Source organism: Nocardioides sp. Iso805N (assembly GCF_000364605.1).
Classification (GTDB): Bacteria; Actinomycetota; Actinomycetes; order Propionibacteriales; family Nocardioidaceae; genus Nocardioides.
Genome location: NZ_KB822590.1, coordinates 29,063 through 52,408 on the forward strand (window position 1 = coordinate 29,063; position 23,346 = coordinate 52,408).

The following is a 23,346-nucleotide window of genomic DNA, read 5'->3' on the forward strand; positions in this document are numbered from 1 at the left end:
TCACTACGGATCGTCCGGCACGTACCTGCCGGTGAAGGAGCAACTCAACATGGCATCGGTGACCTTCCAGAAGGCCCAGCGCTGGTATCCGGGGGCGGACAGCCCGGCGGTTCCTGGCATCGACCTCGAGATTCGCGACGGCGAGTTCATGGTGCTCGTCGGCCCCTCCGGCTGCGGCAAGTCGACCACCCTGCGCATGCTCGCCGGGCTCGAGGAGGTGACCTCGGGCACGATCCTGATCGGCGACCGCGACGTCACCACCATGCCGCCCAAGGACCGCGACATCGCGATGGTCTTCCAGAACTATGCGCTCTATCCGCACATGTCCGTGGCCGAGAACATGGCCTTCTCGCTCAAGATGGCCAAGGTCGACCCGGCCGAGCGCAAGCGTCGCGTCGACGAGGCTGCCCGGATCCTGGGCCTGACCGAGTACCTCGAGCGCAAGCCCAAGGCGCTGTCCGGCGGTCAGCGCCAGCGCGTCGCGATGGGCCGGGCGATCGTCCGCCAGCCGCAGGTCTTCTGCATGGACGAGCCGCTGTCGAACCTCGACGCCAAGATGCGCGTGCAGACCCGTACGGACATCGCCAAGCTGCAGGCCGACCTCGGCACCACCACCGTCTACGTCACCCACGACCAGGTCGAGGCCATGACGATGGGTGACCGGGTCGCGGTCATGAACAAGGGCGAGATCCAGCAGGTCGACACCCCGCTCAACCTCTACTCCAAGCCGGTCAACCTCTTCGTCGCCGGCTTCATCGGGTCCCCGCAGATGAACCTCATCGAGGCCAAGGCCGACAACGGCGCGGCCAGTATCGGTGGCTACGCCGTGCCGGTCGACCCGACCGCCGCGAACAAGATGGCCGGAAACATCACGGTCGGTGTGCGGCCGGAGGCCTGGCGTCTCGTCGGTGCCGAGGACGGCGGCCTGCCGGTCTCGGTGACAGTGGTCGAGGAGCTCGGCTCGGACTCGTTCGTCTACGGCTCCTGCGACGTGGAGGGCACCCCCTCGACCGTCATCGTCCGCGTCAGCTCCAAGGACAAGGTCCGCAAGGGCGACACCATCTACGTCACCACCGACCCGTCCGACGTGCACGTGTTCGACACCGAGAGCGGTCTGCGCCTCTCCGACTGAGCCTCGAGCACACCCGTCCAGCAGCCGGCGCCGTCTCCTCACGTGGGGGACGGCGCCGCTGCCTTGTGGCGCGGAGGTAGCCTGCCCAGACGTGCCCCGCCTGCGTCCCTCGGTCCTTGTCGCGCTGTTGCTCGTCCTGCCGCTGGTGGCCGCCTGCGGCGCCTCCTCCAGTACGGCGAAGGTCGCCGCCCCGTCACCAGGTGTCGGTACCCGGATCGACCAGGCCCTGCCCGCGAGCCTGTTGCAGGCTCCGCTGACCGACAGCACGGGCGCCGTGCGTCACCTGTCCGACTTCGCGGGCAAGGTGGTGGTGATCTCGGACTCGATGACGCTGTGTCAGGAGACCTGCCCGATCGACACCGCCACACTGGTGCAGACCGCGCATCAGGTCGACGCCGATCCGGCCGCCGCCAAGAACGTCGTCTTCATCACGCTCACCGTGGACCCCGAGCGGGATACCCCTGCCCAGCTCGCCGCCTACCGACGGCAGTACGCCCATGGGACCACGGTGCCGAACTGGCTGCTGCTGACCGGCTCTGCGCACGACGTGCACGCGATCTGGAAGTTCTTCGGCGTCTTCTGGAAGAAGGTCCCGCAGGACGAGAAGGTGCGCAACTGGCGCACCGGGGCGTTGCTGACCTACGACATCCAGCACTCGGACGAGGTCTTCTTCCTCGACCAGCGCCAGCACGAGCGCTACATCCTCGACGGCATGCCGACAGCGCCCAGTGGCACACCGATCCCGAAGAAGATCGACGCCTTCCTCAGTGCCGAGGGCCGCAAGAACCTCGACAAGGGCGGCGTGTGGACGGCGTCCCAGGCCGTCCACGGCGTTTCCTGGCTGCTCGACGAGCCGCTGTGAGTCGAGCAGGTCGGGTGGTCGTCGCTCAGCCGGCGAAGTTGATCGCCGAGTAGGCCTGAAGCTTGGAGAGCTGGTGCTCGGAGGTGATCTTGCGGATCGTGCCCGACCGCGAGCGCATCACCAGCGAGTCGGTGACCACGCCGCCGCCGGGCAGGAACCGCACGCCCTGCATCAGGTCGCCGTCGGTGATGCCGGTGGCCACGAAGAAGCAGTCGTCGCCGGTGACCAGGTCATCGGTGTGGAGCACGTTGTCGGGGTCCAGGTCGTGGCCGGCGTCCAGGGCCTTCTGCCGCTCGTCGTCGTCCTTGGGCCACAGTCGACCCTGGATGGTGCCGCCCATCGCCTTCATCGCACAGGCGGCCACGATGCCCTCCGGCGTACCGCCGATGCCGAGCAGGAGGTCGGCTCCGGAGCCGGTGCGGGCCGCGGAGATGGCGCCCGCCACGTCGCCGTCGGTGATGAACTTGATCCGGGCGCCGACGGCGCGCAGCTCCTCGACCAGGCCCGCGTGGCGGGGGCGGTCGAGGACGATCACGGTGATGTCAGTGGGCTTGGTGCCCTTGGCCTTCGCGACCCGGGAGACGTTCTCGGCGACCGGGAGGCGGATGTCGACCACGTCGGCGGCCTCGGGACCGGTGACCAGCTTCTCCATGTAGAACACGGCAGACGGGTCGTACATCGCGCCGCGCGGTGCGGCCGCCAGCACGGAGACGGCGTTGCTCATCCCCTTGGCGGTGAGCGTGGTGCCGTCGATCGGGTCCACCGCCACATCGACCTCGGGGCCGGTGCCGTCGCCGACGCGCTCGCCGTTGTAGAGCATCGGGGCGTTGTCCTTCTCGCCCTCGCCGATGACCACGGTGCCGTCCATCGAGACGGTCGAGATCATCACTCGCATCGCGTTCACCGCTACCCCGTCGGCGCCGTTCTTGTCGCCCCGTCCGACCCACCGGGCGGCACTCATCGCGGCTGCCTCGGTGACCCGGACCAGCTCGAGCGCGAGGTTGCGGTCGGGCGCCTGCGGCGCGACGTCGAGGGGCTCGGGCAGGTGGGAGGAGTCGCTCATGGGGCGACTGTAGCGGGACCCGAGGGGGCAGTTCCCGGCTGGAACGATCCATAGATCGAGACTTCTGTCGCTTTTGCCGGACCTAGCGCGTGACCGACAGCGCCGCCACCGCGGCGACGAGCGCAGCAGGCGTCAAGGTCAGCGAGACCAGGTGGAAACGGCCGTTCCCCGGCGTGATCGCGTCCCGCGCCAACGTGCGGCGCCAGAGCAGGTTGGCCAGGCTGCCCGTCCAGGTCAGCCCGGCGCCGATGGTGAGTCCGAGCAGCGCGGCCAGGATCGCGGTGTCACCGAGCGGGGCGAGGGCGGGGACGATCACCAGCGTGGCGGAGAGGTTGGCCAGCAGGGTGCTCGCCAGGGTGGCGATCACGGCGATCAGCAGCAGGTCGGCGAAGCCGGTGCCGTCGGGCAGCACCCGGTCCACCAGGTCGCCGAGGAAGTCGGCCGACAGGCCTGCGACCACGATGCCGAGGGCCAGCACCCACAGCGCGAAGGACGGGTGAGCCGCGTGCACGGCGTCGGTCGGGGAGAGGATGCCGCGGCGTACGCCCCAGGTCAGGAGGGTCGCCGCGGCGATGGCCGCAGGCACCCACGGCTCCACGCCGAACGGGCTCAGGACGCCGAAGGCGATGAGCATCAGGGTGACCACGGCCGCGGGTAGCCGCCACGCGCGCGCCCCGGACGAGGCCGTGGTGGGTTCCGGCGTGTCGGTCACCGGTTGGTCCGGGGAGCGTCGCAGCTCGCTGGCGAAGAGCAGCCGCAGGCCGACGTACTCGACCACCAGCACGACCGCGAGCGGCAGCGCCATCCGGAGCGCGAAGGACCCGAAGGTGAGCGAGAGATAGGGGAGGGCCAGCAGGTTGGTGAGGTTGGAGACCGGCAGCAGCAGCGAGCCGGAGTTGGCCAGCCGTAGGCAGGCGTAGGCCCCGGGACGCCCCGAGGCTCCTAGGCCGCGCGCGGCACCGACGACGACCGGCGTCAGGAGTACGACGGTGGCGTCGAGGCTCAGCACCGTGGTGACCAGCGCGGCCAGCACGAAGACGCCGATGAAGAGGCGGTGCGGGTCGCGGTGGGACCGTTCCCTGACCAGGTCGGCAGCGGCATCGAAGAGCCCGGCCCGCGCGCACACTTCGGAGACGACCAGGATCGCGACCAGGAAGCCGACGACCGGCGCCAACGGCCGGATCGCCTCGCCGGCGGCGTGGAGGCTGACGTAACGGGTGGCGAGGGTGAGCAACACCGCTGCCAGCGCGACCAACGCCTCGGTGCGGGGCCGGGGATGCCGGTGGGCCGTCACCAGCAGCGCCACTAGGCAGACGACCCCGATCACGGGTCACACCCTAGGGGCCGGGCATCGGCGTTTCGGTGTGGCCTGGGGGCACCTGAGACGATGGTGCGGTGAGTGAGCAGGGCGCCCGTCGGTATCCACGGACCTTTCACGGTCTGATCGTCTCGATGGTGGTCCTGGTCATCGTCGTGGTCGTCTACTGGGCGCTGAACAACCTCACCCACGACACCCCGAACGTCGCAGGCAGCGCGGTGGACTATCGCTCCGCCGTGCATGACGTGCAGGCCGCCGACGCGCCGCTCAAGGTCATCTACCCGACCTCGCTGCCGCAGGGCTGGAAGGCGACCAGTGCCGACTACGTCCCGCAGAGCGGTCTCGGCACGAAGCCGGCCTGGAGCCTGGGTGCGGTGACCGACCACGACTCCTTCGTCGGGTTGCGCCTGGAGGCGGCCCCCGTGGCCTCGCTGGTGTCCACCTACATCGACAAGAACGCCTCCAGCGACGGCGAGAAGACGCTGCACACTCCGCTGGGCGACACCTGGACGACGTTCTCCGACCGGGGTGGCGACACCGGGTACGCGATGGAGCTGGGCGACTACGTCCTGCTGGTCTACGGGTCGGCGGACAAGGCGGACTTCACCACCTTCATGCAGCGCCTGACCCGGGCCGAGCTGCCGACCGCCTCAGCGTCGGCCAGCGCGCAGTCCTGAGCCGTCTGTCCTGAGCCGTCAGTCCTGCGTCGCGGCGGCCTTGCGCAGCCGCTCCCGGGCACCCTCGAGCCACTCCTGGCAGACGGTGGCCAGCCGCTCGCCGCGCTCCCACAGGGCGAGGGACTCCTCCAGCGTCGTACCGCCGGCCTCGAGGCTTCGGACCACCTCGATCAGCTCCTCGCGTGCCTCCTCGTAGCTCGGCTTGGGCTGCTCGTCACTCTTGGCCATCGTGGCCCTCCTCGCTGGTGTCGACCGGGTCGGTCTCGATCTCGTCGGTGGTGGCGTGGATCCGGCCGTCGGCCAGCCGGATGCTGAGCGGTGAGCCGGGGGCGACGGCGGTGACGCCTGCCAGCACCTGGCCCTCGGCGTCCTGCACGACGGCATAGCCGCGGCGCAACGTCTCCAGCGGGCTCAGTGCTCGTGCACGGGCGCGCTGGTGGGCGATGTCGTCGCCGGCCCGATCGAGCTGGTGCCTCAGCGATCGGCGGCTGCGCTCGCGCAACTGGGCGACCTCGTCGAGTCGGCTGGTCACCAGGCTGGTCGGATCGGCCAGCGCGGGCCTGGAGCGCATCGCGTCGAGCAGGTTCTGCTCGCGCTGCAGCCACTGTGAGAGGGTGCCGCGCAGCCGCTCGCGAGCCGTCGCCACCAGTCGAAGCTCCTCGGCGACGTCGGGCACCACCAGCTTGGCGGCGTCGGTCGGGGTCGAGGCGCGGACGTCGGCGACCAGGTCCAGCAGCGGGGAGTCGGGCTCGTGGCCGATGGCGGAGACGACGGGGGTGGTGGCGGCGTGGACCGCTCGGATCAGGGCCTCGTCGGAGAACGGCAGAAGGTCCTCGACGGACCCGCCTCCGCGCGCGATCACGATCACCTCGACATCGGGATTCTTGTCGAGCCGCTGCAGCGCGCCGATGACCTCCTCGGCACTGCGCGAGCCCTGCATCGCGGCATAGGCGACCTCGAAGTGCACCGCGGGCCAGCGCCGGCGGGCGTTCTCGAGGACGTCGCGCTCGGCCGCTGAGTTGGGCGCGGTGACCAGCCCCACGGCGCCGGGCAGGAACGGCAGCCGTCGCTTGAGATCGACCGCGAACAGGCCCTCGGCAGCGAGCAGCTGCCGGCGGCGCTCCAGCCGCGCGAGCAGCTCGCCGAGCCCGACCATCCGGATGTCGCGGACCTGCAGAGAGAGCGATCCGCGGTTGGCGTAGTAGGACGGCTTGCCGTGGACCACGACACTGGCGCCCTCGACGAGCGGCGGGTTGAGGCCGTCGAAGAGGGTGCGGCTGCAGGTCACCGGGACCGAGATGTCGGCCACGGTGTCGCGCAGGGTCATGAAGACGGTCTGCATGCCTGGGCGGCGACTGATCTGGGCGATCTGGCCCTCCACCCACACCGGACCGAGACGGTCGACCCAGCCGGCGATCGCATTGGCGATCTGCCGCACCGGTGCCGGTGACTCGAGCGAGGTCTCCAGTGCCATCAGTGCTCCTCCCTGCCGGTGGTCTGGTCGAGGACGAACCGCTCGAACCCGGGGATCGTGAAGCGCAGTCGGCCGTAGCCGGCCTCCTCCACGATGCCCTTGACGATCAGGTTGCGCCGCACCATGCTCAGCGCCTCGGTGCTGGTGGACAGCAGGGCTGCGATCTCGCCACGGCGTACGACGGGGCGCTCGACCTGGGCCATCGCGACGAGGAATGCCCGCTCGGCCGAGGTGGCGACCGCCCAGCGGGCCTCGAAGATCGAGGCGAGCGCGCTGTGGGCCGACTGCGATCCCGCCGTGACGGCGGCCAGGTCCAGGACTGAGCCGGGCTCGGGCCGGGCGGCATCCCAGGTCGCGGCGCCGAGGATCTGGAGCGACTGGGGATAGCCCCGGGCCGTCTCCACGACCTCGGCGACGGCATCGAGGGACCACGTGACGCCCAGCGCCGTGGCCGGCTCGGTGAGCAGCAGCGCCGCGTCGGTGTCGTCGAACTCGCTCAGGACGAGCTCATGGCTGCGCTCGCCGAAGGTGGCGGCGCGGGTCAGCAGGCTCTTGGTCTGCGGCAGGCCGGCACCGATCACGCCGACAGGGAGCCCGGCACGCTCACCGGCGAGGTTCTGTACGGCGTTCAGCAGCACGCCGCCGTGCAGCAGGGCCTGCTGCTCGGGGGCGTACTCCCACTCCCGGGTCGACTCCAGCGGCGCATGCAGCTCGTCGATCATCACGATCAGCCCGCTGCCGCCGCGCTCGCGCACCAACCGGCCGGCGCGGCCGAGCAGGTCCTCCAGCGGACCGACCAGGGCGGTGGGCTGCGCCACCGGCCCGGCCTCCAGGCGCGCACGGACCTTGGCGAAGCCGGCGCTGAGCTCGACGGTCAGGTCCTTGAGTCGCCGCGGGCCGGGAGCGGCGACCTCGGCGCGCTCGAGGCTGTGCTCGACGCGGTCGACGATCTCGGCGAGGAACGGGTGCTGCTTGACGCAGGAGACCCAGGCGACGACGAAGCCGTCCTCCTCGGCCTGCCCGGCGACGTCGCGCAGCAGCGAGGTCTTGCCGACGCCGCGGGGGCCGGTGACGATGGTCAGTGCGCCCATCATCTCGCCGTAGGCCGCGATCCTGGCCAGCTTGTCGCGGAGCAGCTGGCGCTCCGCCGCCCGACCGACGAAGACGCGCGGGCGGTCCCCGGGTGTGTAGGGATTGGGGAGCACGGCACCTCCTCGGGGCGGGATAGGTCTTTATAGGTCACGAAAGCTATAAGGGACTATAAGTCGTGGTGCTCGTCCACCGTAGGACCTGGCACCGACAGTCTCACGGAGGCCTGCGGGGCCGTAGACTCGCCGCATGAGCATCGACCTCGGCAACCCGCGCGTCATCTCCGAGGAGGAGAAGGCCGTCCTGCTGGCCTCCCCGCGCGGCTACTGCGCCGGGGTGGACAGGGCGGTGATCACCGTCGAGCAGGCGCTCGAGCTGTACGGCGCGCCCATCTACGTCCGCAAGGAGATCGTGCACAACAAGCACGTCGTCGGCGACCTGCGTGAGCGCGGCGCGATCTTCGTCAACGAGCTCGACGAGGTGCCGTCCGGCGCCACCGTGGTCTTCTCCGCGCACGGCGTGGCGCCGACGGTGCACACCGATGCCGCCGCCCGTGGCCTCAAGACCATCGATGCGACGTGCCCCCTGGTCACCAAGGTGCACCTGGAGGCCAGGCGGTTCGCCCTCCAGGACTACGACATCCTGCTGATCGGTCATGCCGGTCACGAGGAGGTCGAGGGGACCATGGGTGAGGCGCCCGAGCACACCCAGCTGGTGGAGGGCCCCGCCGACGTGGCCAACCTCGTCGTGCGTGACCCGGCGAAGGTGGTCTGGCTCTCCCAGACCACGCTGTCGGTCGACGAGACGATGGAGACGGTGGCCGCGCTGCGGACGCGGTTCCCGGAGATGATCGACCCGCCCAGCGACGACATCTGCTATGCCACCCAGAACCGTCAGCTCGCGGTCAAGGAGATCTCCGAGGACACCGACCTGGTGATCGTGGTCGGCTCGGGCAACTCCTCCAACTCCGTCCGGCTCGTCGAGGTGGCCCTCGAGGCGGGTGCCCGCGACGCACACCGTGTCGACGACGCCAGCGAGCTGCAGGACGCGTGGTTCGAGGGCGTCGGCTCTGTCGCCGTCACCTCGGGGGCGAGCGTGCCGGAGAAGCTGGTCGAAGGGGTGCTCGCCGCACTGACCGAGCGCGGCTATCCCTCGCCGCAGATCGTGCACAGCGCCGACGAGTCGCTGATCTTCGCGCTGCCCAAGGAGCTGCGGCGCGACCTCAAGGCCGCTGGCCGCTGAGCAGGAGTAGGACGATGGCGCGCTACCTCGACGTCCACCCGGACAACCCGCAGCCACGGCTGATCGCCCAGGTCGTGCAGGCCTTGCGCGATGACCAGCTGATCGCCTACCCGACTGACTCGGGCTACGCGCTCGGCTCCCGCATCGGCAACAAGGACGGCCGCGACCGGATCCTGGCGATCCGGGGCCTGGACGATCGGCACCACTTCACCCTGGTCTGCCGCGACTTCTCCCAGTTGGGTCAGCTGGTGCACGTGGACAACAGCGCCTTCCGGGCGGTGCGGGCCGCGACGCCGGGGCCGTTCACGTTCATTTTGCCGGCCACGCCCGAGGTGCCGCGCCGGCTGCTGCACCCCAAGAAGCGGACCGTCGGCGTGCGGATCCCCGATCACGTGGTGGTGCGCGCACTGCTGGAGGAACTCGGCGAGCCGATCCTGTCCTCGACGTTGATCCTGCCGGGCGAGACCGAGCCGCGGACCAGCGGCTGGGACGTCAAGGAGGAGCTCGATCACCAGGTCGACATCGTCGTCGAAGCCGGTGACACTCCCGCCGAGCCGACGACGGTCATCGACTGGTCGGGTGATACTCCTGAGATCGTGCGGGAGGGCGCGGGCGACTGGTCGCGCTTCCTGGGCTGACCCGGCCTCGGCTGGGCCTGTTGCGCCGGATCACCAGACAGGTCAGCGCCAGCCCGTAACCCACGAACAGCGCGATGCTGTGGTGGCCCAGCGCCGAGATCAACGCCTGGAGGAAGCCGTCGCCGGGCGCGGCGCCGATACGCTCGCGGGCACCCATCGAGAACAGGCCGAAGATGCCCAGCATCAGCAGCGGCGGGAGCACGCCGACCGCGAAGAAGTCACGCGGGTGCACCAGCAGCGCGACGCCGACGCAGATCATCACGAAGCAGACGTCGAAGAGCAGCTCGACGTGGCCCGCCAGCAGGCCGTCGATCACGGCGACCGTGAGGGCGAGCGCGACCCCGAGCGCGACAACACGTCCGCCCGGCTCGTGGCCTTCGTCCCAGATAGTCCTGCTCACCTGATCCTCCTATAGCGCCACGGTAGGGTCGTCGGCCTCGCTCTGCTCGGCGGCACGCCGCACGGCATGGAGGGTGACCGGCTGCGGGGTCGGCAGCGCGTCGCCGGTGACGCCGAGCTCGTCGAAACGGCGAGCGGTGACCAGCACCCGGCTCTCCAGGGAGCCGATCGCCTGGTTGTAGCGGGTGACGGACGCATTGAGGGACCGGCCGAGTGCGTCGAGGTGGCCGCCGAAGGTGGCGAGCCGCTGGTGCAGCTCGCGGCCCAGCCGGTGCACCTCTCGGGCCTCCTCGGCCAGGGTCTCGTGCGACCAGCCGTGGGCGACGGTGCGCAGCAGCGCGATCAGCGTGGTCGGGGTGGCGAGCACGACCTGACGTGCTGCGGCGTACTCGATCAGGGAGGGATCGGTCTCCAGCGCCACCGCGAGGAACGACTCGGCCGGGACGAAGAGCACCACGAACTCAGGACTCTCCGGGAGCGAGCGCCAGTAGGCCTTCGAGGAGAGCAGGTCGATGTGGGCCCGCAGCTGATGGGCGTGCCGGTTGAGGTGGTGGTGGCGCTCGGCCTCGTCATCGGTGCTGGTGGCGTCGAGATGAGCATCGAGCGGCACCTTCGCGTCGACGACGAGCTGACGGCCGCCCGCCAGGTGGACGACCAGGTCGGGACGCAGGTGACCGTCCTCGAGCCGGACCTGCTCGGTGAAGTCGCAGCGGTCCACCAGGCCGGCCAGCTCGACCGCGCGGCGCAGGTGCAGCTCGCCCCATCGGCCGCGCACCTGAGGGCGACGCAGCGCAGTGGACAGCGACCTGGTCTCGCGCTGCAGCAGGTCGACCTGGGCATGGAACTGCCCCTGCCACTGTGCCCGAGCGCGATCGAGGTGGTGCATCTGGTCGCTGAGCCGGTCGAGGCCCTGCATCACCTCAGCCTGGTCGAGCATCCCCTCCAGCTGGGCCGGCCGAGAGCGGATCCAGAAGACGCCGATCACGGCGCCGAGCGCGAGCCCGACCACCAGGGCGACGAAGAGCGCGAAGATCTCCATGCCGTGAGGGTCGCAGGGAGCACTGACAGTTTTCGGCGGGGCGCGGGCGGGGGCGGTTTTGACCCCCAGGGGTCAAAACCGCAGCTTGGGGGGCAAAGCTTTGCCCGACAACGTTCGGCACTGACCCCTAGGGGTCAAAACCGCACCACTCAGCCGAGCGGCTTCACCCAGCGCCGCCACTCCGGCTGCGCCACGTAGCCGGCGGCTCGCCAGATGGTCTGACCCAGGTCGTTGCCCTCCAGCACCATCGCATCGATCCGCCCAGCACCGAGGGCGCGGAAGCGCTCCTCGGCGTGCGCGATCAGCAGTCGCCCGACCCCCTGGCGGCGTACGTCGGGGTGCACGGCCAGGCGATAGAGGTGGGCCCGCCAACCGTCCCAGCCGGAGATGAGCGAGGCGACCACCCGGCCGTCCTGCTCGGCGAGGATGCACGCCTCCGGATCGCGTGCCAGCAGCAGCTCGACCTTCGCGGCGCTGTCGGCCGGTCGGGCGTCGTTCTCGGCGGCCACCTCCCACAGCGCCAGCAGCGCCGGTACGTCGGAGGCCGTGGCCGGCCGCACCATCGTCACGACTCAGTCGGCCAGGTCGACGATGACCGGAGCGTGGTCCGACGGCGCCCCGACGCCCTGCGCCGGGTCGCGCTCGTCGCGGTCGATGAACGCCCCGGTCACGCGCGCGGCGAACGACGGCGAGCCGAGCACGAAGTCGATCCGCAGGCCACGGTTGCGCTCGAAGCGCTGCCGGTAGTAGTCCCAGTAGGTGTAGACCTCCGGCCCCGGGGTGTAGGGGCGGACGACATCGCGATAGTCGTGCTCGATCGCGAAGAAGGCCTCGCGCTCGGCCGGGGTGAGGTGGGTGGAGTTCTTGAACTGCGAGGGGTCGAAGCAGTCCTCGTCGAAGGGGCACACGTTCCAGTCGCCGACCAGAGCGGTGGGGGAGTCCAGCCACGCCTGCGAGGCGTCGCGCAGTCGGGCCAGCCAGTCCAGCTTGTAGACGTAGTGCGGGTCGTCGGGCTTGCGGCCGTTGGGGATGTAGAGCGACATCACCCGCACCCCGCCGCACACCGCGGAGATGGCGCGGGCCTCGGCCTGCTCGGGCTCGCCGTACAGGGGCATGCCCTCGAACCCGACCTGGACGTCGTCGAGGCCGACCCGGGAGAAGATCGCCACGCCGTTCCACTGCGAGTGGCCGACCGCTGCCATCTCGTAGCCGCGCAGCTCGAGCTCCATGGTCGGGATCTGGTCGACCTTGGCCTTGGTCTCCTGAACGGCGAGGACATCGATCTCGTGCCGGTCGAGGAAGGCGTGCACCCGATCGATGCGGGTACGGATGGAGTTCACGTTCCAGGTCGCGATGCGCACCCTGCGAAACCTACCGTCGCTCAGCCGAGCCGGAACGTCCGGGGAGCCGGCTCCCGCTCCGCGTCCGAGCGGACGATGCAGAACTCGTTGCCCTCGGGGTCGGCGAGCACCACCCAGCCGCCCCCGTCGGGGCGACGGTGGTCGGCGACGAGCGTGGCGCCGAGGCGCAGGGCGATCTCGACCTGCTCGTCGCGGGTCACGTCGGTCGGCGCGAGGTCGAGATGGAGCCGGTTCTTGGCGGTCTTGCCCTCGGGAACGGGGATGAACAGCAGCCCGACGCCGTCGTTCGGATAGTACGGCGCGACCAGCACCTCCGGGTCGTCGTCGTGGAAGACGTGCCAGTCGGTCAGGGTCGCCCAGAACCGCGCCAGCGTGAGCGCGTCGGCGCAGTCGAAGGTGATGGTGTGGATCGCGACGGTCATGCGGCCAGCCAACACCAGCAATGGCTCGGGTGGAAGGGAGGCCGGTGGCGCCCGCCCACCGAATCGGTGAGCGGGCGCAGCAGTCTCTAGACTCGTCTCCCGTGGCTCTCACCATCGGCATCGTCGGTCTCCCGAACGCGGGCAAGTCGACGCTCTTCAACGCGCTGACCAAGAACAACGTGCTCGCCGCGAACTATCCGTTCGCGACGATCGAGCCCAACGTGGGCGTCGTCGGCGTACCGGACGAGCGGCTGGGCACGCTGGCCGAGCTGTTCGGCTCCGAGCGGGTGCTGCCCGCAACGGTGGAGTTCGTCGACATCGCAGGCATCGTCCGCGGCGCGTCGCAGGGGGAGGGCCTGGGCAACAAGTTCCTCGCGCACATCCGTGAGTCGGCCGCGATCTGCCAGGTCACCCGCGTCTTCCGCGACGACGACGTCACCCACGTCGACGGCGAGGTCAACCCCGGCAACGACATCTCCACCATCTCGACCGAGCTGATCCTGGCCGACCTGGAGACCGTCGAGAAGGCGATCGTGCGGCTGGAGAAGGAGTCGCGCAAGAACAAGGACCTGGTCGCCAACCTCGAGGCGGCCAAGGCGGCGAAGGAGGCCCTCGAGGCCGGTACGCCGATCATCGCCACCTCGATCGACCGCGCCCTGCTGCGCGAGCTCTCGCTGCTGACCGCCAAGCCGTTCATCTTCGTCTTCAACTGCGACACCGACGAGCTCGCCGACGAGGCGCTCAAGCAGTCGATGCGCGAGCTGGTCGCGCCGGCCGAGGCGATCTTCCTCGACGCCAAGATCGAGTCCGAGCTGATCGAGATGACCGACGACGAGGCCGCCGAGATGCTCGCCGACCTCGGCATCGGCGAGTCCGGCCTCAACCAGCTGGCCCGGGTCGGCTTCGACACCCTCGGCCTGCAGACCTACCTCACCGCAGGGCCGAAGGAGGCCCGCGCGTGGACCATCCGCAAGGGCGACACTGCCCCGGAGGCCGCAGGCGTGATCCACACCGACTTCCAGAAGGGCTTCATCAAGGCCGAGATCGTCTCGTTCTCGGACCTGGTGGCCGCCGGCTCGATGGTGAAGGCCCGTGAGTCCGGCAAGGTCCGGATGGAGGGCAAGGACTACGTCATGGCCGACGGTGACGTGGTGGAGTTCCGCTTCAACGTCTGAATGGGGCCTGTTTCCGCAGGTCGCATGCCATCTGGATCTCCCCGGTCCGCGCCGTACGTCGGTGACGTTGAAATGCCAGCGGTCTCGCCCAACCCGCCACGTGCCGGCCAGCAAGAGCTAGGCTGGCGCGTAACGGCGTAGGAACTGCGGGGCCGGTGATGCCGATGGAGTCCATCCCGATGGTGCGGCTGCCTGCTGGCGAGTCCATTCCCGTGATGGGTCTGGGCACCTGGCACCTGGGCGAGAGTCCGGCCCGACGTGCCTCGGAGTTGGCTGCCTTGCGCCTGGGCATCGACCACGGGCTCACGTTGATCGACACCGCCGAGATGTACGGCGACGGCGCGGCCGAGGCGCTGGTCGGCGAGGCGATCGCGGGACGCCGGGACGAGGTGTTCCTGGTCAGCAAGGTTTTACCCTCACACGCGACGTACGCGGGCACCATCGAGGCGTGTCGCCAGAGCGTCAGGCGGCTCGGCACCGAGCGGCTCGACCTGTATCTGCTGCACTGGCGTGGCCAGGTACCGCTCGAGGAGACGGTGCGCGCCTTCGAGGAGCTGGTCCGGCTCGGCACGATCCGCTACTGGGGCGTCAGCAACTTCGACGTCCGGGACATGGCCGAGCTGCTGAGCGTTCCCGGTGGGGAGGCGGTCCAGACCGACCAGGTGCTCTACAACCTGACCCGCCGGGGAATCGAGTATGACCTGCTTCGGACGTTGCGGGCGCACGGGCTTCCGGTGATGGCGTACTCGCCGATCGAGCAGGGTCGCCTGCTGCGCCACCCGATGATCACCGCGGTCGCGAACGGGCACGACGCCACCCCGGCGCAGGTAGCGCTCGCCTGGGTGATGGCCCGGGACGGCGTGAACGTGATCCCCCGTGCCGGTACGCGCGAGCACGTGCTGGAGAACCGGGCCGCTGTCGACCTGCGTCTGACCGAGCAGGACCTGCGCATGCTGGACGAGGCCTTCCCCCCGCCGCGCGGCCCGCGGCCCCTCGAGATGCTCTGACCGAGCGCATCAGACCGCCCGATCACTCGCCGGCTCCACCCCCGCCTCCTTCTTCGCCTCATCACATCGTCAAGCGCGCGCCACGACGCTCCGATCGACCTAGCCGGGACAAGAATCGTCATCGTTCTCGACTGCGGCGGAGCGAAAGGGCCCCGCACGAGTCGAGGGAGTGACCGGTCGACCGTTAGGTTCTTCCGGTGCCCGACTCCCGCCCCCGCCGTACGTTCGCCGTCATCAGCCACCCCGACGCGGGTAAGTCGACCCTGACGGAGGCGCTCGCCCTGCATGCCCGGGCTATCAACGAGGCCGGAGCCGTCCACGGCAAGGGCGACCGGCGCGGCACGGTGTCCGACTGGATGGCGATGGAGAAGGCCCGCGGGATCTCGATCACCTCGGCCGCGCTCCAGTTCGCCTACCGCGACCACGTGGTCAACCTGGTCGACACCCCCGGTCACAGTGACTTCTCCGAGGACACCTACCGGGTGCTCTCCGCCGTTGACTCGGCGGTGATGCTGGTCGATGCGGGCAAGGGCCTCGAACCTCAGACGCTCAAGCTGTTCCGGGTCTGCGCGCTGCGCGGCATCCCGGTGATTACCGTGATCAACAAGTGGGACCGGCCGGGCCTCTCCGCGCTGGAGCTCATGGACCTCATCCACGAGAAGATCGGGCTCCGCCCCACACCGCTGACGTGGCCGGTCGGCGAGGCCGGAGACTTCCGCGGGGTGCTGGACCGTCGCACGGGCGAGTTCGTGAAGTACACCCGCACCGCCGGCGGCGCCACGCGCGCCCCCGAGCGACGGATCGGGCCGAACGAGGTGGAGGAGGTCGACGCCCAGGCCTGGGCCGCCGCGGTCGAGGAGCACGAGCTGCTCAAGCTCGATGAGGCCGACCACGATCAGGAACGGTTCCTTGCCGGGGCCACTACGCCGATCATGTTCGCCTCGGCGCTGCAGAACTTCGGCGTCGCCCAGCTCCTCGACTCGCTGCTCGAACTCGCCCCGGCTCCCGGCGCGACCACGGGCGTCGACGGCGCCGTCCGCCAGGTCACCGACGACTTCAGCGCCTTCGTCTTCAAGGTGCAGTCCGGGATGAACGCCGCCCACCGCGACCGCCTCGCCTACGCGCGGGTTGTGTCCGGCTCGTTCGAGCGCGGGATGGTCGTGACTCACGCTGCCACCGGCCGGCCTTTCGCGACGAAGTTCGCCCAGGCGGTCTTCGGTCGCGAGACGACGTCGGTCGAGACTGCCGAGGCCGGCGACATCATCGGCTTGGTGAACGCGACTGCGCTGCGGGTAGGCGACACCGTGTACATCGGCCCGGCGATCGAGTACCCGCCCGTGCCCACCTTCGCCCCCGAGCACTTCATGACCGCCAGCGCCGGCGACATCGGCCGCTACAAGCAATTCCGCCGCGGTATCGAGCAGCTTGACCAGGAGGGCGTCGTCCAGGTGCTGCGCTCGGACCTTCGCGGTGACCAGAACCCGGTCCTCGCGGCGGTCGGGCCGATGCAGTTCGAGGTGGTCGAGGACCGGATGACCAACGAGTTCAACGCTCCCATCCGCTTCTCGCGGCTCGACTACCAGGTGGCCCGGCGTACCGATGCCCGCGGTGCCGTCGCGCTGGCCGGGATCCGGGGCGTCGAGGTCCTGCAGCGCAGCGACGGCACCCACCTCGCGCTCTTCGTCGACCAGTGGCGGGCCAAGACGACCGCGCGCGACCACCCCGATGTCATGCTCGAGGCACTCCCTGCCGGCGGCAACTGACCGGCACCGGCGACCAGCAGGCCAAACTCGCCAGCCGAAGACGGCGTCCAGTGCCAGACCCGGCACGTCGGTTGCGGCCGACTGGCGGCGGTGTGATGCAGGTTGGAGGTCTGCGTCGCACATCGGATGGCGCGCGCTAGGGGTAGCCGTGGCAGCGCTCACCGACGAGACTGGTCGCTCCTCGAGCGGCGGAGGCATGGTGGGGCAGGTTCGCGACTGGTTGCTCGCTCGAGATGGAAACCTGCGCGCGACTCGGCGTGCAGCCAGGACTGCCATCGTGATGCCGGCGCTCTTCGCGGTGGTCCTTCACGTCAACGGGAACCCGACGGTGGCGACGTTCGCAGGCTTCGGGTCGTTCGCGATGCTGTTGCTCGCCGACTTCGGCGGAACTCTCGGTGAGCGGCTGGCAGCGCAGATCTCGCTGATCGGGGTGGGTTGCGTACTCCTCTCGCTCGCCACGCTGGTCTCACGTGATCCGTGGCTGGCGACCGCCACGATGCTCGTGGTGGGGTTCGCGGTGCTCTTCGCGGGCGTGGTGAGTTCGGTACTGGCGGCGGCGAGTACGGCGATCCTGCTGGCCTTCATCCTCCCTGTCGCGACACCGGCTCCGCCGGCGGCGATCCCGGACCGGCTGCTGGGCTGGCTGGTGGCAGGGGCGGTGTCGCTGCCTGCGGTGACCCTGCTGTGGCCCGCACCCCGCACCGAACCACTGCGCGCCGCGGCATCCGAGGCCTGCCGGCAGCTGTCGGCACGACTGGCCGCTGAGGTCGCGCGCCGGCACGGTCAGGATGGCGAGGACGTCGAGGAGGCAGTCGCTCGGTCTGACGCAGCGGTGGCGCATCTGCGCAGCACGTTCCTCGGTACGCCGTACCGACCGTCCGGGCTGAGCACGGCGAACCGCGCGGTGGTTCGGCTGGTCGATGAGCTGATCTGGCTGAGCGTGATCCTCGACAACGCCGCGGCCGCTCGACCCAGTCGGATCGACCCGACCGTGCGTGAGGTCAAGTCGGCAGCCGCCGTGCTGCTTGACCACGCCGGCAAGGCTCTCAGCATCGAGCAGCCTCCGCAGGACAGCCTGGATGACCATCTCGACGACCTGGCCCGTGCCCGCCGAGCCATGGAGACGGCGGCTCTCGATGTCGTCGAGATGCCGAGGAGTGCAGACATCGCGATGGAGCTCGGTGACTCGCTCGGACCGAGCTACCGCGCCCAAGAGCTCGCCTTCGCCGTGCGGGCCATCGCGGCGAACATCGCGATCACCACGGCGGCTGAGCAGCGCTCCTGGTGGCGCAAGCTGCTCGGCCAGCAACCGCGGGGTTTGGAAGGGGCGATCGCCTCGGCACAGAAGCGGGCGCTGGCACACATCGAGCCGCACTCGGTCTGGCTGCGCAACAGCCTCCGCGGCGCTGTCGCTCTGGCCGGTGCCGTCGCGGTCGCGCATCTGAGCGGGGTGCAGCACTCGTTCTGGATCGTCCTCGGCACGCTGTCGGTGCTCCGGTCCAACGCGCTCAGCACCGGGCAGAGCGCGGTCCGCGGGCTCGTCGGCACCACGATCGGGTTCGCTATCGCGGCCGTTCTGATTCTGGTGATCGGCGCTAACACTCCTGTGCTGTGGGTGCTGCTTCCCGTCGCGATCCTTGCCGCCGGCGTCGCACCTGCGATCTCCTTCGCCGCGGGGCAGGCGGGGTTCACCGTCACGCTCCTGATCCTCTTCAACATCATCAGCCCGGCCGGGTGGCAGGTCGGCCTGGTCCGTGTCGAGGACGTGGCCATCGGCTGTGCGGTCAGCCTCGTCGTGGGGACGGTGTTCTGGCCCAGAGGTGCCGGGGGAGTCCTCCGCCAGGCCTTGGCTGAGGCCTACGCCGAGTGCGCGGACTACCTGCGGACGGCCGTCGAGGATGGAACCGCTCTCGATGGATCTCGAACAGAGGCGGAGGGGGCCGCACTACGCGCCGCCGCTGCGGCCCGTCGTCTCGACGATGCGTTCCGGCAATACCTTGCTGAGCGTGGCCGCAAGCGACTGAGCCTCGCCGAGGTCGCATCCTTGCTGACCGGAGTCGCGGGGATGCGACTGACCGCCCAGTCCGTGTCCGACCTCTGGGGCGACGAGGAGCGCGTTGGCGTCGACGTCTCGCAAGCGCAGGTGGAGCTGATCGTCATGACGGAGCGGGTGACCGACTGGTTCGCTGCGATGGCCAAGGCGATGACCGGCGCTGGGACCGTGCCGCGCGCGTTGCCCAGGGCCGATGCCTCCGACCACCGGCTCGCCGAGGCACTCCGGGAGGCCGTCGAGTCTGTGACGACAGCCGACGCATCGGTCCGTGGGCACACGGTGCGGCTGATCTGGACCGCGGACCATGTCGACAGCGCGCGCCGGATCCAAGAGTTCGTGGAGGAACCGGCGCGCACCGCCGCAGGGTGACCCGAGCACGTCAGTGACGGGTCCAGCGCAGAAGGCTGCACACGCGGCGATACGGCGCGGGTGCACAGCGGGTCACCTCGGTTGATCTGGCTCAGTCGACAGATCCGGGGCTGGCCCGTGACCTCGAGGCGTACGTGGGCGACTTCCCGGAGTCTGACCTTCGCCGCCGCCGCCGCCGCGCGGGTGGGCGATCGTCTTGATCAGCTGTCGAGGAACGGGTAGTCCGTGTAGCCCTCGGCGCCACCGCCGTAGAAGGTGTCGGGGTTCGGCTCGTTGAGCTCGGCGCCGGTCCGCCACCGAGCGGGCAGGTCCGGGTTGGCCAGGAAGAGCCGACCGACGGCCACCGCGTCGGCGAGGTCCTTGTCGAGGATCTCCTGCGCCGACTCGCGGGTGGTGATCTCGCCGAAGCCGTCGTTGGCGATGACCACGCCGCCGAAGGAGCGGCGCAGCTCCTGGATCAGGTCCTGCTTCGGGTCGGCGAGGATGCTCAGGTAGGCCAGTCCGAGCGGCGCGAGGCCCTCGACCAGGAGCCGGTAGGTCGCGGCGACGTCGGCCGGGTCCTCCTCGGTGGCGCCCTGGATGTTGTGAGCGGGCGAGATGCGGATGCCGACCCGGTCGGCACCGATCGCGTCGGCCACCGCACGGGTGACCTCGAGGGCGAAGCGGACCCGGTTCTCGGGCGAGCCGCCGTACTCGTCCGTGCGGTGGTTGGAGCCGGGCGCTAGGAACTGGTGGATGAGGTAGCCGTTGGCGCCATGCACCTCGACACCATCGAGGCCGGCCTCGACCGCGTTGCGGGCGGCCTGCACGTAGCCCTCGACGATCGAGGGCATCTCCTCGACGGTGATCTCGCGCGGAGTCGGGAACGGCTTCATCCCCTCGGCGGTGAACATCTCGTCCGGGGCCGCCACCGGGCTGGGGGCGATGACCTCCTCACCGCCGGTGTTGTCAGGGTGGGAGATCCGTCCGGCGTGCATCAGCTGCGCGACGATCCGGCCGCCGTTCGCGTGTACGCCGTCGGCGACCCGGCGCCACCCGGCGAGCTGCTCCTCGGAGTGGAAGCCGGGGGTGTTCAGGTAGCCCTGGCCCTCGGCGGTGGGCTGGCTGCCCTCGGTGATGATCAGGCCGGCGGAGGCGCGCTGGGAGTAATACTCCACCGCAAGGTTGCCGGGCACGGTGCCCTCGGCACGGTTGCGGGTCAGCGGCGCCATCACGAGCCGGTTCGGCAGCGTCCACGCGCCGACGTTCAGGGGGTCGAAGAGATCAGCCATGACTCGTACAGCGCTGCCACCTCCTGGGTCTGTTCCTTGGCACCACGGTGAGGAGTCTCACCGTTTGACGTGCCAGCAAGCGGGCCACCACGCGGTCAGTCGCGCTCACCGGGAGCATCTGGGACCCACCGGACGATGTCGCCCGGCTGGCAATCGAGCACCTCGCAAAGCGCATTGAGCGTGGTGAACCGTACGGCTTTCGCTCGGCCGTTCTTCAACACGGCGAGGTTCGCGGGTGTGATGCCGATGAGGCTGGCCAGCTGGGCGACGCCCATGCCTCGAAGGGTCATCATCGGCTCGAGGTCGACCACGACCGTCATCAGACGACCGACTCCAGCTCACGATGCTGAGTGGCGGCCGCACGAAGGAGGCCGCGAAGCACGATGACCAGCAGCACCGCGGCAACGCCGAGGAGCACCTCGACCGGCAACAGGACGACGCCGATCGGCTGATCGATGATGACCAGCATCGCCGCGCCGAGGACCGTCACGAACCCCACCGCTCCGATCTCACGGGTCACCCAGCGGTCCGCTACGGGGGAGCAGAACAAGACGCCCTCGCTGACGAACGTCAACAGCCGCCAAACGCCGAGCAGGCCGAACTCGACGACTGCCAGGGCCACGATCGAGAGGACAAGGAGCGGTGATCGCATCCAGGCGAACTCGGGATACCTCAAGGCGTAGGTCCCAGCCGTCCACGGCAGCACCAGCACCTGCATGAGGACCAACCAGCCAACGACCGCGACGATGACCGCCTTGAGAAGTACGACCGACCTCGCCATGGGCGGAACCTATCGCAAAACGATAGGTGCGGGTAGGGAGATCCCTGCGAGGTCTGGGGACGCTAAGCCGCCTGGCTGCATCCGATCTCGGCTGCAGATTCGGACGTCAGGGATGGGCGCGGACAAGCGGCGGACTGACTGTGAGGCGCGCGCCGCCAGCGAGCGCGAACCCCTGGCCGCCGCGCGCGTTCGCGGCCGCACCTCGTAAAGCACCCGCGAGCACGAGACCAAAAGTGCAATGGTGCCGGCGGCTAAGCACGCCAGCCATCGCAGAACTCGACTCGTCACTTGCCGACATCGCTCAGGTCATCGCCCATGTTCCTGCGATGGCCAACTTGTATCGCGCGGACCGATTTGTATGCCAGGGTGACGCCGTGCTTGCGGTTCTGACCGGCTTCGCCGGCGTTGTGGTCGGCTGGTTACTGAAGACGATCTCCGACTTCCAGGCGGAGAGACGAGCCAACAAGCGAGCCGACGTGATCTGGCGCCGCCAGCATTACGTCGACGCGGTGGCGTCCTTAGTGCACGCCGGTCGCGAACTCATGTCCGCGGACTCCGCCATTTCCCGTGCGACCTACTCCTTGCTCAACGCCCAGTCGGGCGGCGACCAAGCGATCATCGAGGCGTGTCGCGCGGCGCATCTGGCGGCCGTTGAGCGGCAGCACCCATGGACGACATCGACCGCTCAGGCGCTTGAGGCCGTTCGACTTTTTGCGCCCGAGAACGTAGTGGAGCGGGCCGACGCCGCTTGGGATGCCATCCACAACGGCGGCAGCTTTCCGGAGGTGACCGCGACAGCCGCATTCGAGGCTGCGGTCCTCGACGCCTTGGCGGGTTTGCGCGCCGAGACCCGAGCCACGGCCGGGCTTGTGTAGGTATCTGCCAGGTCGAGATCAAGACCGAAGTCCGACCCCGTCTCAAGAGCATCCTCGCCAGACGCTCAGGCGGCGATATGCCGCATATCGATACCGCGCAGGGAAGGACCCGTAGCTCGACGGCTCTGTCACGGGGCTCAGCGCGCGCACGCGCTCAGGTGGGAGAGCCGCCCAGCGCGTTGGTGACCTTCTTCGTGAGATCGCGGCGCCGTAGTGCGGTCAGGAGGCCCACCAGGGCGATGCGGTCGGCGGGGGTGCCGCGGGCGGCGAGCGCGTCGACGGCCGCGGCTGCCACCTTGAGAGCCAGCGGCTCGGGCAGTTGCGGCGCACCGTTGTGAAGCTCACCGCGCCTGGCCAGAACGACGAGGTGCTCGACAGGCCAACTTTCGTCCCGCAGGACACTGGTGGCCCAGACGGCTGCCCGAACGATGTCGGCGTTGCTTCCGACGAAGAGGGTGCCGCGGCAGTCGCCGACGATCGAGCCGGGCCACTCGGGGACGATGTCCGCCGCGCTGGCCAGCTCGGTCCAGCGGTGCAGGAGCTGCCGCGCGGACGGTGGATTCAGCGTGGTCTCGACGTCGCGTAGCCATCGTTGCGGCGGCCGTCGAGGCCCGAGGTCGCTGAGCAGGCGGACGAGGGGAGCGATGTCCTCGGCCGGCAAGGAGCGAGCTGCCTCTCGCGCCGGGTCGGCCCATGTGTCCCCGTCGACCAGCATCGAGAGGTCGAGGATCTCGGGCGGCGTGGCTGATGTGATGACCCGTGTTGCGAGGCTGAGCAGCTCTCTTAGCTGTGGCTCCCAGCGTGCGGTGCGCTCGATCGCCTGCAGATACGCGACGCACTCCGCAAGGGCGTCGAGTAGGCCGATATCTGCCTTCCCCTCGGAGCAGATCTGTCGGGCGCCGCGAAGTGCGATTGCGATCCGTCGATCGTCATAAAGGCCGCGGTTGGTCACGGCCCAGACCGCCGTGGTGGCGGTGGTCGTTGTCCACGGAAGTCGCATCCGCGCCACGCTTGCCCAGGGCTCGCGTGCTCGACCGAGCCAGTCGAGGGTCTCGTCGGAGGGGTCGATCGTCACGATCTGTGGACGGGCTGCGAAGGTCTCCACTGCCGCGAGCAGCACAAGGACGCCCGACAATCGGGTTGATGGGTCCAGTCGCGAGGCTGTGAGAACGCCCGGCCACGCATCCCAGTCCTTGCCGAGTGCCTTGAGAGCCTCATCGACGATGGCACGATGCTGATTGATCCCGGGCACATGTGTGAGTATGCCGAACTGGTGTCGACGGGGACGCCGATCGCCGCCCTCTTCAGCTGTATCGGTGGCGCCGACAGGCGGCGG

Annotated in this window: 24 protein-coding genes; 10 read left to right on the top strand and 14 right to left on the bottom strand. The window is 69.6% G+C overall.

Features of this window, described 5'->3' with window-relative positions:
- The first annotated feature begins 49 nt into the window (after positions 1 to 49).
- Both H036_RS0120600 and H036_RS24690 read left to right on the top strand, forming a co-directional pair.
- Positions 50 to 1,132 (top strand): ABC transporter ATP-binding protein, encoded by a 1,083-nt coding sequence (locus tag H036_RS0120600; RefSeq protein WP_026146218.1) that lies wholly within the window; start codon positions 50 to 52, stop codon positions 1,130 to 1,132.
- Between the two features lie 91 nt (positions 1,133 to 1,223).
- Positions 1,224 to 1,994 (top strand): SCO family protein, encoded by a 771-nt coding sequence (locus H036_RS24690; protein ID WP_017936707.1) that lies wholly within the window; start codon positions 1,224 to 1,226, stop codon positions 1,992 to 1,994.
- A 25-nt stretch (positions 1,995 to 2,019) separates the two neighbouring features.
- Here H036_RS24690 and glpX read toward each other — a convergent pair whose 3' ends face one another.
- The gene (gene glpX, locus H036_RS0120610) at positions 2,020 to 3,057 is read right to left on the bottom strand and encodes a class II fructose-bisphosphatase (protein WP_017936708.1); all 1,038 of its coding nucleotides are present in this window, start codon (positions 3,055 to 3,057) and stop codon (positions 2,020 to 2,022) included.
- Positions 3,058 to 3,139: 82 nt separating this feature from the next.
- Positions 3,140 to 4,384 (bottom strand): SLC13 family permease, encoded by a 1,245-nt coding sequence (locus H036_RS0120615; RefSeq protein ID WP_081615653.1) that lies wholly within the window; start codon positions 4,382 to 4,384, stop codon positions 3,140 to 3,142.
- A 68-nt stretch (positions 4,385 to 4,452) separates the two neighbouring features.
- Between H036_RS0120615 and H036_RS0120620 the strand changes: the two genes are divergently transcribed.
- A complete protein-coding gene (locus H036_RS0120620; RefSeq protein ID WP_017936710.1) occupies positions 4,453 to 5,052 on the top strand; it encodes a DUF4245 family protein in 600 nt (199 codons plus the stop codon).
- An 18-nt stretch (positions 5,053 to 5,070) separates the two neighbouring features.
- Here the strand turns inward: H036_RS0120620 and H036_RS0120625 are convergent, their stop codons facing one another.
- Genes H036_RS0120625 through H036_RS0120635 form a run of 3 tightly spaced genes read right to left on the bottom strand, consistent with a single transcriptional unit; the run spans position 5,071 to position 7,731 of the window.
- Positions 5,071 to 5,280, bottom strand: coding sequence for an exodeoxyribonuclease VII small subunit (locus tag H036_RS0120625; protein WP_017936711.1), 210 nt, complete (start codon positions 5,278 to 5,280; stop codon positions 5,071 to 5,073).
- Positions 5,267 to 6,526, bottom strand: coding sequence for an exodeoxyribonuclease VII large subunit (gene xseA / locus H036_RS0120630; protein ID WP_017936712.1), 1,260 nt, complete (start codon positions 6,524 to 6,526; stop codon positions 5,267 to 5,269). Before xseA ends, H036_RS0120625 begins: the two co-directional genes overlap by 14 nt.
- On the bottom strand, positions 6,526 to 7,731 hold the full coding sequence (locus H036_RS0120635) for an ATP-binding protein (protein WP_017936713.1): 1,206 nt from the start codon (positions 7,729 to 7,731) through the stop codon (positions 6,526 to 6,528). The genes xseA and H036_RS0120635 overlap by 1 nt, the downstream gene beginning before the upstream one ends.
- A gap of 133 nt (positions 7,732 to 7,864) precedes the next feature.
- Between H036_RS0120635 and H036_RS0120640 the strand changes: the two genes are divergently transcribed.
- Both H036_RS0120640 and H036_RS0120645 read left to right on the top strand, forming a co-directional pair.
- A complete protein-coding gene (locus H036_RS0120640; RefSeq protein ID WP_017936714.1) occupies positions 7,865 to 8,857 on the top strand; it encodes a 4-hydroxy-3-methylbut-2-enyl diphosphate reductase in 993 nt (330 codons plus the stop codon).
- Positions 8,858 to 8,871: 14 nt separating this feature from the next.
- Positions 8,872 to 9,495 (top strand): L-threonylcarbamoyladenylate synthase, encoded by a 624-nt coding sequence (locus H036_RS0120645; protein WP_017936715.1) that lies wholly within the window; start codon positions 8,872 to 8,874, stop codon positions 9,493 to 9,495.
- On the opposite strand, the gene H036_RS0120650 is transcribed toward H036_RS0120645, so the two are convergent.
- The 5 genes from H036_RS0120650 to H036_RS0120670 all read right to left on the bottom strand — a co-directional run bounded on the left by H036_RS0120650 (position 9,422) and on the right by H036_RS0120670 (position 12,716).
- Positions 9,422 to 9,895, bottom strand: coding sequence for a DUF6542 domain-containing protein (locus H036_RS0120650; RefSeq protein ID WP_017936716.1), 474 nt, complete (start codon positions 9,893 to 9,895; stop codon positions 9,422 to 9,424). The genes H036_RS0120645 and H036_RS0120650 overlap by 74 nt on opposite strands.
- A gap of 9 nt (positions 9,896 to 9,904) precedes the next feature.
- The gene (locus H036_RS0120655; RefSeq protein WP_017936717.1) at positions 9,905 to 10,933 is read right to left on the bottom strand and encodes a DNA recombination protein RmuC; all 1,029 of its coding nucleotides are present in this window, start codon (positions 10,931 to 10,933) and stop codon (positions 9,905 to 9,907) included.
- Between the two features lie 149 nt (positions 10,934 to 11,082).
- Positions 11,083 to 11,496: a GNAT family N-acetyltransferase gene (locus H036_RS0120660; RefSeq protein WP_036489531.1), complete on the bottom strand. Its 414-nt coding sequence runs from the start codon at positions 11,494 to 11,496 to the stop codon at positions 11,083 to 11,085.
- Between the two features lie 9 nt (positions 11,497 to 11,505).
- A complete protein-coding gene (locus H036_RS0120665; RefSeq protein ID WP_017936719.1) occupies positions 11,506 to 12,294 on the bottom strand; it encodes an exodeoxyribonuclease III in 789 nt (262 codons plus the stop codon).
- A 20-nt stretch (positions 12,295 to 12,314) separates the two neighbouring features.
- Positions 12,315 to 12,716 carry a VOC family protein gene (locus H036_RS0120670; RefSeq protein WP_017936720.1) on the bottom strand — a complete coding sequence of 134 codons (402 nt, stop codon included), beginning with the start codon at positions 12,714 to 12,716 and terminating at the stop codon, positions 12,315 to 12,317.
- A gap of 101 nt (positions 12,717 to 12,817) precedes the next feature.
- Between H036_RS0120670 and ychF the strand changes: the two genes are divergently transcribed.
- The 4 genes from ychF (at position 12,818) to H036_RS0120690 (ending at position 19,083) form a co-directional block, all read left to right on the top strand.
- Complete coding sequence (gene ychF / locus H036_RS0120675) at positions 12,818 to 13,891, top strand: redox-regulated ATPase YchF (protein WP_017936721.1); 1,074 nt, start codon at positions 12,818 to 12,820, stop codon at positions 13,889 to 13,891.
- A 158-nt stretch (positions 13,892 to 14,049) separates the two neighbouring features.
- Entirely contained in the window at positions 14,050 to 14,898 is an 849-nt protein-coding gene (locus H036_RS0120680; RefSeq protein WP_026146220.1) for an aldo/keto reductase, read from the top strand.
- Positions 14,899 to 15,095: 197 nt separating this feature from the next.
- Positions 15,096 to 16,661, top strand: coding sequence for a peptide chain release factor 3 (locus H036_RS0120685; RefSeq protein ID WP_017936723.1), 1,566 nt, complete (start codon positions 15,096 to 15,098; stop codon positions 16,659 to 16,661).
- A 280-nt stretch (positions 16,662 to 16,941) separates the two neighbouring features.
- A complete protein-coding gene (locus H036_RS0120690) occupies positions 16,942 to 19,083 on the top strand; it encodes an FUSC family protein (protein ID WP_017936724.1) in 2,142 nt (713 codons plus the stop codon).
- A gap of 200 nt (positions 19,084 to 19,283) precedes the next feature.
- Here the strand turns inward: H036_RS0120690 and H036_RS0120695 are convergent, their stop codons facing one another.
- From H036_RS0120695 to H036_RS0120705, 3 genes are all read right to left on the bottom strand, one after another.
- Entirely contained in the window at positions 19,284 to 20,354 is a 1,071-nt protein-coding gene (locus tag H036_RS0120695; protein WP_017936725.1) for an alkene reductase, read from the bottom strand.
- Positions 20,355 to 20,449: 95 nt separating this feature from the next.
- The gene (locus tag H036_RS0120700) at positions 20,450 to 20,674 is read right to left on the bottom strand and encodes a helix-turn-helix domain-containing protein (RefSeq protein ID WP_017936726.1); all 225 of its coding nucleotides are present in this window, start codon (positions 20,672 to 20,674) and stop codon (positions 20,450 to 20,452) included.
- Complete coding sequence (locus H036_RS0120705; RefSeq protein ID WP_017936727.1) at positions 20,674 to 21,135, bottom strand: DUF2975 domain-containing protein; 462 nt, start codon at positions 21,133 to 21,135, stop codon at positions 20,674 to 20,676. The genes H036_RS0120700 and H036_RS0120705 overlap by 1 nt, the downstream gene beginning before the upstream one ends.
- Positions 21,136 to 21,461: 326 nt before the next feature.
- Here H036_RS0120705 and H036_RS0120710 point away from each other — a divergent pair, with 326 nt between their 5' ends.
- A complete protein-coding gene (locus H036_RS0120710; protein ID WP_017936728.1) occupies positions 21,462 to 22,010 on the top strand; it encodes a hypothetical protein in 549 nt (182 codons plus the stop codon).
- 154 nt (positions 22,011 to 22,164) lie between these two features.
- Here H036_RS0120710 and H036_RS0120715 read toward each other — a convergent pair.
- Positions 22,165 to 23,346, bottom strand: a 1,182-nt coding sequence (locus H036_RS0120715) for a hypothetical protein (protein WP_232421923.1), incomplete at its 5' end; no start/stop codon positions are given.

Coding starts and splice junctions, on each gene's coding strand:
- H036_RS0120655 (WP_017936717.1), bottom strand. CDS start 10,933: ATGGAGATCTTCGCGCTCTTCGTCGCCCTGGTGGTCGGGCTCGCGCTC.
- H036_RS0120680 (WP_026146220.1), top strand. CDS start 14,050: ATGCCGATGGAGTCCATCCCGATGGTGCGGCTGCCTGCTGGCGAGTCC.
- H036_RS0120700 (WP_017936726.1), bottom strand. CDS start 20,674: ATGACGGTCGTGGTCGACCTCGAGCCGATGATGACCCTTCGAGGCATG.
- H036_RS0120705 (WP_017936727.1), bottom strand. CDS start 21,135: ATGGCGAGGTCGGTCGTACTTCTCAAGGCGGTCATCGTCGCGGTCGTT.
- H036_RS0120670 (WP_017936720.1), bottom strand. CDS start 12,716: ATGACCGTCGCGATCCACACCATCACCTTCGACTGCGCCGACGCGCTC.
- H036_RS0120690 (WP_017936724.1), top strand. CDS start 16,942: ATGCCGGCGCTCTTCGCGGTGGTCCTTCACGTCAACGGGAACCCGACG.
- H036_RS0120695 (WP_017936725.1), bottom strand. CDS start 20,354: ATGGCTGATCTCTTCGACCCCCTGAACGTCGGCGCGTGGACGCTGCCG.
- H036_RS0120660 (WP_036489531.1), bottom strand. CDS start 11,496: ATGGTGCGGCCGGCCACGGCCTCCGACGTACCGGCGCTGCTGGCGCTG.
- H036_RS0120710 (WP_017936728.1), top strand. CDS start 21,462: ATGGCCAACTTGTATCGCGCGGACCGATTTGTATGCCAGGGTGACGCC.
- H036_RS0120640 (WP_017936714.1), top strand. CDS start 7,865: ATGAGCATCGACCTCGGCAACCCGCGCGTCATCTCCGAGGAGGAGAAG.
- glpX (WP_017936708.1), bottom strand. CDS start 3,057: ATGAGCGACTCCTCCCACCTGCCCGAGCCCCTCGACGTCGCGCCGCAG.
- xseA (WP_017936712.1), bottom strand. CDS start 6,526: ATGGCACTGGAGACCTCGCTCGAGTCACCGGCACCGGTGCGGCAGATC.
- H036_RS0120625 (WP_017936711.1), bottom strand. CDS start 5,280: ATGGCCAAGAGTGACGAGCAGCCCAAGCCGAGCTACGAGGAGGCACGC.
- H036_RS0120645 (WP_017936715.1), top strand. CDS start 8,872: ATGGCGCGCTACCTCGACGTCCACCCGGACAACCCGCAGCCACGGCTG.
- H036_RS0120600 (WP_026146218.1), top strand. CDS start 50: ATGGCATCGGTGACCTTCCAGAAGGCCCAGCGCTGGTATCCGGGGGCG.